General features: G+C 46.4%; 9 protein-coding genes. 7 read left to right on the forward strand and 2 right to left on the reverse strand.

Annotated features, from left to right (window positions below):
- Positions 1-28 precede the first annotated feature (28 nt).
- Positions 29-2,770, reverse strand: coding sequence for a valine--tRNA ligase (locus tag ABD960_RS03900; protein WP_345329584.1), 2,742 nt, complete (start codon positions 2,768-2,770; stop codon positions 29-31).
- Positions 2,771-3,176: 406 nt separating this feature from the next.
- On the opposite strand from ABD960_RS03900, the gene ABD960_RS03905 reads away from it, so the two are divergent.
- The 7 genes from ABD960_RS03905 to ABD960_RS03935 all read left to right on the forward strand — a co-directional run bounded on the left by ABD960_RS03905 (position 3,177) and on the right by ABD960_RS03935 (position 10,904).
- On the forward strand, positions 3,177-5,222 hold the full coding sequence (locus tag ABD960_RS03905; protein ID WP_345329585.1) for a M13 family metallopeptidase: 2,046 nt from the start codon (positions 3,177-3,179) through the stop codon (positions 5,220-5,222).
- A 147-nt stretch (positions 5,223-5,369) separates the two neighbouring features.
- The gene (locus tag ABD960_RS03910; protein WP_345329586.1) at positions 5,370-6,710 is read left to right on the forward strand and encodes a rhodanese-like domain-containing protein; all 1,341 of its coding nucleotides are present in this window, start codon (positions 5,370-5,372) and stop codon (positions 6,708-6,710) included.
- A 37-nt stretch (positions 6,711-6,747) separates the two neighbouring features.
- Positions 6,748-7,431, forward strand: a complete 684-nt coding sequence (mnmC2, locus tag ABD960_RS03915; RefSeq protein ID WP_345329587.1) for a tRNA (5-methylaminomethyl-2-thiouridine)(34)-methyltransferase MnmC2 — start codon at positions 6,748-6,750, stop codon at positions 7,429-7,431.
- A 118-nt stretch (positions 7,432-7,549) separates the two neighbouring features.
- Complete coding sequence (gene mazG / locus ABD960_RS03920; protein ID WP_345329588.1) at positions 7,550-8,353, forward strand: nucleoside triphosphate pyrophosphohydrolase; 804 nt, start codon at positions 7,550-7,552, stop codon at positions 8,351-8,353.
- A 64-nt stretch (positions 8,354-8,417) separates the two neighbouring features.
- Complete coding sequence (locus tag ABD960_RS03925; protein WP_345329589.1) at positions 8,418-8,870, forward strand: hypothetical protein; 453 nt, start codon at positions 8,418-8,420, stop codon at positions 8,868-8,870.
- A 13-nt stretch (positions 8,871-8,883) separates the two neighbouring features.
- Complete coding sequence (locus ABD960_RS03930) at positions 8,884-9,498, forward strand: RNA polymerase sigma factor (RefSeq protein WP_345329590.1); 615 nt, start codon at positions 8,884-8,886, stop codon at positions 9,496-9,498.
- The gene (locus tag ABD960_RS03935; protein ID WP_345329592.1) at positions 9,495-10,904 is read left to right on the forward strand and encodes a hypothetical protein; all 1,410 of its coding nucleotides are present in this window, start codon (positions 9,495-9,497) and stop codon (positions 10,902-10,904) included. The genes ABD960_RS03930 and ABD960_RS03935 overlap by 4 nt, the downstream gene beginning before the upstream one ends.
- A 151-nt stretch (positions 10,905-11,055) precedes the next feature.
- Here the strand turns inward: ABD960_RS03935 and ABD960_RS03940 are convergent, their stop codons facing one another.
- Positions 11,056-11,952 carry a diacylglycerol/lipid kinase family protein gene (locus tag ABD960_RS03940; RefSeq protein WP_345329593.1) on the reverse strand — a complete coding sequence of 299 codons (897 nt, stop codon included), beginning with the start codon at positions 11,950-11,952 and terminating at the stop codon, positions 11,056-11,058.
- Positions 11,953-11,968: the final 16 nt, after the last annotated feature.

An 11,968-nucleotide genomic window follows, 5' to 3' on the forward strand; every position in this document is an offset into this window, starting at 1 on the left:
ACCCGCCCCCGTTAATTTATACATGCAATTAGTTAGCCAAAGCCGCGAGGCTTGCCTCAACCACGGCCAGCTTAGCTTCGGCATCCGCCTTCTTCTGCTGCTCGTTTTGTATCAGATCAGGTTTGGCATTCTGCATAAAGCGTTCATTACCCAGCATTCCGTTAACCTTGTTTAACAAACGAGATAACCGCTCTTTTTCTTTTTCCAAACGATCTTTTTCAGCTTCAATATCAATATTCAGTGCAAGGGGCACAAAAAACTCATCGGTATAGGCCATAAAGGCAACCGCGCCATCAACTTTGGCATCCACAAAACTGAAGGCGCTAACGTTGGCAAGCTTTTGGATTACACCGGTATAGCGCTTGTAATCGATACCTGAATTTATTTTTCCCGAAAGTTGTAAACTTTCTTTGGGGGAGAGCTGATTTTTGCTCCTTACGTTACGTACTTGCCCTATAATGGATATCACGACATCCATGTCGCTAATCAGCTGTGTATTTACTTCCCCATTTGCAGGCATTTGCGCCACAATACAACAATCTTTTTCCCCACGTTCGCCAAACAATTTGTCATGCCACAACTCCTCTGTAATAAACGGCATAAACGGATGCAGCAATTTTAAAATATCTTCAAAGTAGCTGATGGTAACGTTATAAGTATGGCGGTCAATAGGTTTTTGATAAGCAGGTTTTATCATTTCCAGGTACCAGGCACAAAAGTCATCCCACACCAGTTTATAGGTGCTCATCAACGCTTCAGACAGGCGGTATTGCCCAAAGTTATCTTCAATTTCAACCAGGGCCTGATTAAAGCGGCTTTTAAACCACTCAATGGCAATGTTGTTAGGGCATTCCAGGCTATTATCAACTTCCCAGCCTTTAACTAACAAAAAGGCATTCCATATTTTGTTACCAAAGCTGCTGCCCCATTTGCAGTGCTCCTCGTCAAACATCAAATCATTACCCGCCGGTGACGAACGCAGCATACCAATACGCACGCCATCGGCACCATATTTTTCGATCAGGTCAAGCGGATCAGGCGAGTTGCCTAATGATTTCGACATTTTGCGGCCAAGCTTATCGCGCACAATACCGGTGAGGTATACATTGCGGAAAGGTATCTCCTGGCGCCATTCCAAACCCGCCATAATCATACGCGCTACCCAGAAGAATAATATCTCGGGCGCGGTAACCAGGTCGTTAGTTGGGTAGTAGTATTTTATCTCCTCGTTATCCGGCTCGGCAATGCCGTTGAATACGGATATTGGCCATAACCATGACGAGAACCAGGTATCCACCACATCGTCTTCCTGGCGCAGCGTAGTAAAAGTTAAGCCTGCTTTTTCAAATTCATACTTTGCTTCATCTTCGGTTTTGGCAACTACCCATTCGTTTTTCTCGTTGTACCAGGCCGGTATACGCTGCCCCCACCAAAGCTGGCGACTGATGTTCCAGTCCTTCACGTTCTCCATCCAGTGGCGGTAGGTGTTGATGAATTTTTCGGGGATCAGCTTAACCTCGCCGTTCAAAACCACATCAAGTGCGGGTTTCGCCATCTCGCTCATTTTACAGAACCACTGCATGGATAGCTTTGGCTCAATAATGGCATCCGTACGTTCTGAAAAACCTATCTGCGATTTATAATCCTCCGTTTTAGCTAACGAGCCGGCTTCCTCTAAAAGTACGGCGATCTTTTTGCGGGCGGCAAAGCGGTCTTCGCCAACCAGTATCTGCGCGCTTTCGTTCAGCGTGCCGTCATCGTTTAATATATCAATTACCTGCAGGTTGTGCTTTTGGCCCAACTGGTAGTCATTCAAATCGTGCGCCGGGGTAACCTTTAAGCAGCCTGTACCGAATTCCATATCCACATACTCATCCAGTATAACCGGTATTTCGCGGTTAATAAGCGGTATCAATACCTTTTTACCATGCAAATGCGTGTAGCGTTCATCATTCGGGTTGATGCAGATCGCGCTATCCGCCATAATGGTTTCCGGGCGCGTGGTGGCGATGGTGAGGAAGTCCGAAAATCCGGAAGTCGATAAGTCCGAAAGTACTTCTTGTTCTATTGCAGTTACTTCCTGCTTTTCATCATCACCTATTACAACCTGTGGTTTTTCATCTTCACTTCCGTCTTTCTGACTTTCGGACTTCCCGTCTTCCGGACTCAAAAAGTACTTGATATAATACAGCTTCTGGTTTACCTCTTTACGGTTAACTTCCTCGTCGCTAACGGCGGTTTTGCCTTGCGGGTCCCAGTTTACCATGCGTACGCCGCGGTATATCCAGCCTTTTTTGTACAGGTGGATAAACGTATCAATCACGGCCTCGCTCATGTGTGGGTCCATAGTGAAAGCGGTACGGTCCCAATCGCATGAGGCACCGAGTTTTTTAAGCTGTTCGAGTATGATGCCACCGTATTTTTCTTTCCACTCCCAGGCGTACTTCAAAAACTCATCGCGGGTAATATCCTTTTTGTTGATACCTTTTTCTTTGAGCATGGCCACAACCTTGGCTTCGGTGGCAATACTTGCGTGGTCAGTACCCGGTACCCAGCAGGCGTTTTTGCCTTTCATGCGGGCGCGGCGTATCAGCACATCCTGAATAGTATTGTTAAGCATGTGGCCCATGTGCAGCACACCGGTAACGTTTGGCGGCGGGATCACAATGGTGTAAGGCTCGCGCTCGTCGGGTACCGATTTAAAAAACTGCTGCTGCAACCAGTAGCTATACCATTTATCTTCAAATTCCTGTGGCTGATATTTACTCATAGTGCGCAAAAATATATAATTGGCATCATAGTTTATAGGTTGATAGTTAATGGTTCATGGTTCATAGTTGTAGAGCGCAGTAAAGTTTACAGTTCATTGTTGGTGAAGGTTTGTCATTACACAGATTAAATTGATGCCTGCAAAACGCCAATCTTCCCCATTTTACCATTAACTATGAACCATCAACTATAAACCAACTTTCCGCCCCACAATAATTTTACAATTACACAGTTATTGATAGTACATAACTTTTGATAGCATGAAAGCACTGTCGTTCAACAGGTTTGTACACGAGATGTTTAAAAAATCGGGGCTTGAGTTCCTGATCAACTGGTTTAACCGGTAACAGCAATTGCGTAATTACATAGCATTTGCATAACTTTAATTTCACAACAACTGACCACAGATGAAATTAAAGTACCTGAGTTTAGCACTCCCTGCATTGCTATGCGCTTCTACAGCTACGTTTGCCCAGAGCGGCAGCAATAATCAGCCTCAAAAATTTATTGATACCCAAAATATGGACACCGCCGTTAAACCCGGTGATGACTTTTTTGAATATGCCAACGGCGGCTGGCTTAAACGCAACGAAATTCCCGCCAAGCAAACCCGTTGGGGCAGTTTTATCATGCTGAGGCAGGAGAGTACCGATAACCTGATCAGCATCCTGAACGAGGTGAGCCAACAAAGCAATCATCCAAAAGGCAGCGTAAAACAACGCACCGGCGATCTGTATGCCAGCGCCATGGATAGCCTCGCCATCGAAAAAAAGGGTTATATCCCTGTTAAAACCGACCTGAAACGTATTGACAAGATTGCCTCTGTACAAGGTGTTGTTAACGAATTGGTTTTTCAGCGTGTTAACGGTTTGGGTAGCCCGCTGTTTGGCTTTGGTGTGGGGCAGGACTCAAAAAATCCGACCAAATATATTGTTAGCCTCGGCCAGGGCGGTACTACGTTGCCTGATCGCGATTATTACCTGAAAAACGATGCCCGCAGTCAGAAAATACAGGAAGCGTATAAAAAATATATTGTTGAATTGTTTAGCTTAACCGGCGTTGCCGCCGATGCCGCGGAGAAGAATGCCGCAGCCATCTGGCAAATAGAGAAAACGTTGGCCAACGCCCAGCTGTCGCGTGTAGCCATGCGCGACCCGAATGCTACTTACAATAAGTTCACGGTAGCAGATTTTAGCAAGACCACGCCAAACCTTAACTGGGTTGTCCTGCTGCCCAAGCTGAAAACCCCGGGGCAAGACTCCATGCTGGTATCAAACCCGGCATTTATGAAAACGGTGGATTCACTGCTAACTGCCACCCCGATTGCCGATATAAAGGTATACCTGAAATGGAATGTGCTTAAAGGCGCGGCCGGTTCATTAAGCTCGCCCTTTGTGAAGGCTAACTTTGAGTTTAACAAAGTACTTAGCGGCCAAAAAGTACAGGCGCCGCGCAGCGAGCGCATGTCGGCCCTGGTTGATGGCAGTTTGGGTGAATTGTTAGGACAGCTTTACGTGGATAAGTATTTTCCGGCTGCGGCTAAGCAGTATATGGAAAAACTTGTGAACAACCTTAAAGTGGCCTACGCCGAGCACATCAAAAACCTGGATTGGATGAGCGACGAAACCAAGGCGCGTGCCCTTAAAAAGCTAAACGCCTTCACGGTTAAAATCGGTTATCCGGATAAATGGCAAACCTATGATGGCCTGAACATTAGCCGTAATGATTACGCGGGCAACCTGCGCAATATCTCAATATGGCGATATAATTATATGGTGAGTAGGCTGGGTAAACCGGTTGACAAAACCCGCTGGGGCATGACACCGCCAACCGTTAACGCTTACTATAACTCGGTAAATAATGAGATCGTTTTCCCGGCAGGCATACTGCGCTTTCCGTTTTTTGATTTTAAGGCTGATGATGCTATTAACTACGGTGGTATAGGCGCGGTTATAGGGCACGAGATCACCCACGGATTTGACGATCAGGGCCGTAAGTATGATGCCGATGGTACCCTGCGCGACTGGTGGACTGCCGCCGATGCCGAAAAATTCAAACAACGCAGCGACAAAGTAGTGGAGCAATACAATGTCCTTGCTGTGTTAGATACCATGCATGTAAACGGCCGCTTAACCCTCGGCGAAAACCTGGCCGATTTGGGTGGGTTAAGCATTGCTTACGATGCCTGGAAGAAAACAAAACAGGGCCAAAGCGGCGAAAAGATTGATGGCTTTACGCCCGATCAGCGTTTCTTCTTGTCGTGGGCGCAGGTATGGCGCAGCAAGCAATTGGCTGAAACCGCCGCCCAGCGCATCCTGACCGATCCGCACTCGCCCGAGGAACACCGTACCAACGCCCCGTTAACCAATATTGATGCCTGGTACAAAGCGTTCAACGTTCAGCCCGGCGATAAAATGTATAAAAAACCTGAAGACAGGGCGAAGATATGGTAAACCCACCCAACCCTCACCTCATCCCGGCCCTCTCCATTAGGAGAGGGAATTGGAATTTACAGTTTAGAAAGAGGGCTTAAAAAAAGAAAATAAAAGTCCTCCCCATTGGGGAGGATTTAGGAGGGGTGACTTATCTTTGCGCCGACTATGTTCATCAATCAATTTTATGACAAGGGCCTGGCCCACGCCTCGTATGGCATTATTCGCGCCGGTAAAATGGTAGTTATTGATCCTGCCCGTAACCCGCAGCAGTATTATGATTTGGCCGCGCTGCACGAAGCCGAAATAGTAGGGGTGATAGAAACCCACCTCCATGCCGATTTTGTGAGCTCGCACCTGGAGATACACCAAACCACCGGTGCTACGGTTTACATCAGTAAATTGGCGGGTGCCGAGTACCCGCACGAAACGTTTGATGATGGAGATATCATAGATCTGGCAGATATCGAACTGAAAGCCATCAACACACCCGGCCACTCGCCAGATTCTATTTGTGTTTTGGTTGAGGATGAGAACGGCAGAGATACCGCCATATTTACCGGCGACACCCTGTTTGTAGGTGATGTTGGCCGCCCTGACTTGCGCGAGAGTGCAGGCAACATCACCGCTAAAAAGGAAGAATTGGCGCGCCAGATGTATCATACCACCCGCCATAAACTGATGATGTTGCGTAAGGACGTGATCGTTTACCCGGCGCATGGTCCCGGCTCGTTATGCGGTAAAAACATGAGTGCCGATTTGCAGAGTACCATCGGTCGCGAAGTGGGCGAAAACTATGCCCTGAAAACCATGGATGAAGCCGATTTTGTGAAGCTGTTAATTGCTGATCAGCCCTTTGTACCTAAATACTTTGGGTATGATGTGGAAACCAATAAAACCGGCGCACCTGCATTTAAACCGGGTATTGATGCCGTTAAGATAGTTGATAACATTAGCGCTCAAAAAGATGTGCTGATAGTAGATAGCCGCCCGGCTGAACAATTTAAGAAAGGCCATTTACCCGGAGCCATTAACTTACAGGACGGCGAAAAATTTGAAACATGGCTGGGCTCAATCGTAGCTCCTGATGAGCAGTTCTATTTGATTGCCGCCAGCGAACACTGTATTAACGAAGCCATTGCCAAAGCAGCCAAAATAGGTTACGAAAAAAATATCATCGCCGCATCAACCGCGTTAAAAAGCGACTTGGTACAAGACGATGTTTTTGATGATGACCTTATAGCTAATCAAAATAAATACACCATTGTTGATGTGCGCAACACCGGCGAAATCGCTAAGGGCAAGGTGTTCGAAAATGCCATCAACATCCCGCTACCCGAATTGCGTGAACGCGTGAACGAGATACCGACCGGCAAACCTATAGCGGTACATTGCGCGGCAGGCTACCGCTCGGCTGCGGCAAGCAGCATTATCGAAGCCACTGTAACTAATGTGCCGGTGTTTGATTATGGGGAGCGGATAAAAGAGTTAATGGTTGCTGGTTCATAGTTCATGGCAGCTCTAACATTACTATGATCTGTCAATCATGAATCAAGAACTTCAAATAGTTACCACTGCTGATGGCTCTAAAACCATCTACAATCCTGCTGTTGGCGAGAATTACCATTCCAAACATGGCGCTTTGCAGGAGAGTCAGCATGTTTTTCTGAACTCCGGATTACGGTATTTTTTGGCGGGCGAAGAGTTAAAAGAGGCTTCGGTACTTGAAGTAGGATTTGGTACAGGCCTGAATTTTTTGCTGACTGCCGATTTTTGCTCAGCTCAGCAGATCAAACTGAATTATATGGGTATTGAGGCTTACCCGCTAACGCAAGAGTTGTTGCAACAAACCGGTTATGATGCCTATTGCTCGCCTGCGTTATGGCAGCAGTTTACAGGCAATTACGAAAATGCGTTAACCGGCGAAGCTAAGTTGAATGAATATTGTAATCTCGAAATAGCGCATACCAAACTGCTCGAATTTACATCGGCCAGGCAATTTGATGTGATCTATTTCGATGCTTTCGCCGCTATCCACCAACCCGAAATGTGGGATGAAACGGCCATTACCCACACACTGCAATTTTTAAAGCCCGGCGGCGTATTCGTTACCTACGCCATTACCGGTAACTTAAAACGCAGCATCAAAGCACTCGGTTTAAAGGTTGAAAAAGCGCCCGGAGCGCCGGGTAAGCGGGAGATGCTAAGGGCGGTGAAGGAAAAGTTTTAATAACTAATCACTAAAAGCAAATTCCGCAATCACCGTTCCATGCTCCGAAATCAAAAACATTCCGCAATCACCACTCCGAACTCCGAAATAACCTCTATCTTTGCCCAAAACATTGCATATGCCTTTAATTCCGCCTGTTACCGGTGCTACGCCGGCTGTTGCTTTTGAACGTTTGTTGAAGATCATGGATGATCTGCGTGAAAATTGTCCGTGGGACAAGAAGCAAACTATCGAGAGCATCAGGCACCTTACCATCGAGGAAACCTACGAGCTTTCGGACGCCATTTTGAGCGGCGATTTGCAGGAGGTGAAAAAGGAACTGGGCGATATTATGCTGCACCTGGTTTTCTATTCGCGCATAGCGTCCGAAACTAATGATTTTAATATTACCGATGTGCTGAACAGCATCAGCGATAAGCTCATCAACCGCCATCCGCATATTTATGGTGATACAGCGGCAGAGGACGAAGCGGCCGTTAAACGTAACTGGGAGCAGATCAAACTAAAAGAAGGCAATAAATCGGTTTTGGGCGGTGTGCCCGCCTCGTTACCGGCTTTGGTGAAAGCATCGCGCATACAGGAAAAAGCCCGCGGTGTAGGTTTTGACTGGGAGGACAAAAGCCAGGTATGGGAGAAAGTGGAGGAGGAGATGCACGAATTTAAACAGGAATTCAACCCGGAAGATCACCGCGACTTTGACCACGAAAAAGCTGAGGGTGAGTTTGGCGACCTGCTGTTCTCACTCATTAATTATGCCCGCTTTATCAATATCAATCCCGAGGATGCGCTCGAAAAAACCAACCGGAAATTTATTAAGCGTTTTCAATATCTCGAGGCAAAAGCGAATGAACAGGGCCGGAAACTGCACGACATGACGCTGGCCGAAATGGACGTTTTCTGGAACGAGGCGAAAAAGTTATAAATTTTTTCCGACGCATGTATCGTTTTACTTTAAGCTGCCGTAATGGTAAAAAAGCTTAAGGAAAATGAAAAGAAAACTGACTAATGTGATGGCCGTAGGCGCTTTATTAATAGGCGTATTAAGCACTGGTTGTTTAAAAAACAACAATGATGATGTAACCCCGTTAGCTGAACTTACAGGTAATTTTAAAGGTTCATATTACATCCTGAAAAGAAAAACCAATGGCACCGGTTTTGATACCGCGAAGAAAATTCCGGTAACCCTGCGCATGAAAGCCGATAGCGGATATACTTTGCGCACGGATAGCGTTAAGGTACACGCCAACAGCAACGGTAACTTTGCTTATGATTATTCATACATCCGGTTTACCGACAAAACGTACTCTGATACGTCAAAAAGAGGCCACCTGGTAGGTACTTACGCGTACTACTATAACGGCACCAAGTTCCAGGTAGCGCGTGGTTCAAATCCTGATACAACCAGATGGATCTATGATTTTAACAAAACGGCTAATTAAGAGCTGATTAATTGTGTCATTAATTACCTTTACCTTCCCCCAAAGGGAATACACAACTAATCCGTCTGAACAGTTAATGCATCTAACCAAAGGCATTGCTGAGAGTGAGCTCATCAGTCAATGTAAAAAAGGCAGCCTGAAATACCAGGAGTTGCTATACAAGCAATTCTATGGCTATGCTATGGGTGTTAGTTTGAGGTACAGCATTAACCGCGATGATGCCTTAGAGGTAGTTAATGACGCTTTTATAAAAGTTTTTAATGCTATACATACTTATAACGATGATAAGCCATTTAAAGCCTGGCTGCGTACGGTGGTTGTAAATACCGCAATTGACCAACGGCGCAAAGGCCTGAAGTTTATGGCGAATACTGACATTGATGAGGCACCGCCCATTGGTCAGGGTGCTACGGTAATAGGCAAAATGAACGCGCAGGATATTTTAAACCTGCTGAATTTACTGCCCGAGATACAAAGCACCATTTTTAATTTGTATGAGATAGATGGTTATAACCATGACGAGATCAGCAAGATGTTAGATATACCGGTTAGCTCATCGCGAGTGTACCTGAGCAGGGCAAAGGAGAAGCTGAGAAAAATTTTAAGTAAGGAGGAGCCAAACTTGTGAAAGAGGAGTTTGAGGACGACTTAAAAAGGCGCATCAGCGAGGTGTTTGATCAATATGACGATGCCGGCGCTGACGAAGGCTGGATGCAGCTCAGAGAGCGGTTTCCGGCGCCTGCGAATAGCCGCGGCGTTACGAGGTTGTGGTGGCTTTCGGCCGCCGCGGTTATTTTGCTGTGCCTGGGTGTAGGTTTATGGTTAAGGTTTGATAAACCCGCTGCATCAAACACAATCGCCGTTAACAAGCCGGTTAAAACCAAACCTGCTCAACCTGAAACGGCAGAGCGAATTGAGCCGGAGCCGGCTAAGGCTAACGGAGAGCGGCAAGAATCTGCAAGCCCTGACATCTATGAAAATAATAATGCCGCTATTGCCGGAGGCTTTATGCCTGATGAACCGGTACTGGCCATGAGGAAAGAGGCATCAAATAATAAACAAGCACAAGCTGTAACTGCGTATAAGCGCGGAGCTGCTGAAAATAACATTGTGGCCGCTGGCCTCATGGAATCAACTGTTAATAGGGGGAAAAAAGACAGTGTGATCAGCACTCCGCGTTCGCAGGCAGCTACTGAACAATATGCCGTTACCACTGTACCGGCACAAAAACCAACAACAACCGTCGACGTGGTTAAACCGCCGGTTGTTCAGCAGCCGGATGTAACGGCGCAAAAACCGATAGACCGCCTGTTCGCCCGTGATTATGCAAGCGATACGCAGAAAAAGCAGGATCAGAAAGCGGATAAGCTGGTAAACTTTGGCGTGTATGCGGCAACTTATGTTAACTATGCCAAGGGCAGCGATAACCGGGTAAATGTTGGCGCGGGTGTATCATCTGATTTCCGGATCTCAAAAAACCTGAAGTTATCCACCGGGGTGTCCATCGCGCAAAACTCATTCAATTATAACGTAAGCAGTCCGGCCGAGCTGCCTGCCGTGGCGGCAGATGCATCTGTGGTAGCTAACTCGTTAAGGGCCGCCGATGAAAAAGGCTTTAATACCTCGATAGCGCCGCCTGCCTTGCAGAACTATAATGCCAGTTTGGTTGGTTTAGATGTTCCGCTGAATTTGAAGTTTGAATTCGATCCGGATAAAAACGATACCTACATATCCGCAGGCGTAAGTTCAGGAACCTTTCTCAATCAAAGCTATAATTACCGTTACAGCTATTCGTCTATCTCCAGAGAGGATAACCGGGTAGTTAACGAAAAAATTGAGCAGGGCTTTGGCAACTTTTATTTTGCCCGTACCCTTAACGTGGCCTTTGGTGTGGGGTATCCGCTGGGTAAAAGCAACCGTTTGGTTATTGAGCCATTTGTTAAGTATCCGCTTGATGGTTTGGGTGCCCAGCAGATAAAATTTGGCGCAGGCGGTATAAACCTCAAGCTTAATTTCCAGGCACGTAAGCGGTAAATCAATCCGCATAACATAAAAAAAAGCAGAAGGAGCGGCAAATTTAGTCAGCTTCTTCTGCTTTTTTGTTAAGGACAGGGTTAAGGTGTTATCCACCTAAAGCTACAAACCAATTTTGAAATACACTATACCTACTTTTAGGTATTATAGCTTATGGTACTAAAAACTGAAGGTTGCCTGGTTGTACTTCAAGCTTCAGTTTTGCAGGTTGCGTATAGTCAATCAATTCATCGTCGGCATGTAAATCAGTACCCATCCAGGTAAGAGTAAAGCTCTTTCCGGTATAAGTTTCGTAAGGGAAGGCAGGGCAATCATTACCATCAATAAGGTGCTGCAGGTAATCAGCAAAATGGCGCCGCTGTTTTTCGGGCAATAAAACCAGCTCAAGCATGCCATCGCCGGGCGAGGCATGGGGTGCGAGCTTTAAATGGGGGCCTATCGAGCAGATGTTCATCACTTCAACAAGCAGGTAACACCCGCTAATTGTTTCGTCGTCTGTGGTAATCACACATTCGCGCGCTTCATAATTCAGTACGATATCCCGGAGTACTTCCTGTGCTTTCTTAATTTCCTTTTCGGGCGTATCAAGCTTGGTTTTGTCCACCAGTTTCATTTCGCGCATTAGCTGGGGGAAGATGCCATAGCCAAACCCCTCTAAAAATAATACCCGTTCTGTCAGTCCGCCAACATAAGTTACATCAAACGGGCTGGTATTTTTATTGTGCCAGGTGTGGATGATATCCTGAACCTCGCCATCAATTTCTAACGTTTTTGCGATGTTGTTCGCGGTGCCAAAAGGCAGCAGTCCTATTAGATGCGGCGCTTTTACATCATCTTTAAGGATGGCCTTGGCTGCTTTACGCACAGTGCCGTCGCCACCTACAATGGCAATTATTTCGGTATCATTGGTGATTTGTTCCCAGCCGTCCTCTTTTATCGACGAATAGTCACACTCAAAATTTTCTTTGGCAAAAAGGGCTATCAGGTTTTCTTTTGAATGCGCTTTATCGCCCGCGCGGGGGTTGTGCAACAGTTTAACTTTCGGCATCGGTAATGTGGTTTAA

Origin of the sequence: Mucilaginibacter defluvii (genome assembly GCF_039543225.1) — a bacterium.
Taxonomy (GTDB): Bacteria; Bacteroidota; Bacteroidia; order Sphingobacteriales; family Sphingobacteriaceae; genus Mucilaginibacter; species Mucilaginibacter defluvii.

Bases quoted from the DNA above. Each gene is read 5' to 3' on its own strand.
- ABD960_RS03910 (WP_345329586.1), top strand. From the start codon at position 5,370: ATGTTCATCAATCAATTTTATGACAAGGGCCTGGCCCACGCCTCGTAT.
- ABD960_RS03940 (WP_345329593.1), bottom strand. From the start codon at position 11,952: ATGCCGAAAGTTAAACTGTTGCACAACCCCCGCGCGGGCGATAAAGCG.
- ABD960_RS03925 (WP_345329589.1), top strand. From the start codon at position 8,418: ATGAAAAGAAAACTGACTAATGTGATGGCCGTAGGCGCTTTATTAATA.
- ABD960_RS03905 (WP_345329585.1), top strand. From the start codon at position 3,177: ATGAAATTAAAGTACCTGAGTTTAGCACTCCCTGCATTGCTATGCGCT.
- mazG (WP_345329588.1), top strand. From the start codon at position 7,550: ATGCCTTTAATTCCGCCTGTTACCGGTGCTACGCCGGCTGTTGCTTTT.
- mnmC2 (WP_345329587.1), top strand. From the start codon at position 6,748: ATGAATCAAGAACTTCAAATAGTTACCACTGCTGATGGCTCTAAAACC.
- ABD960_RS03900 (WP_345329584.1), bottom strand. From the start codon at position 2,770: ATGAGTAAATATCAGCCACAGGAATTTGAAGATAAATGGTATAGCTAC.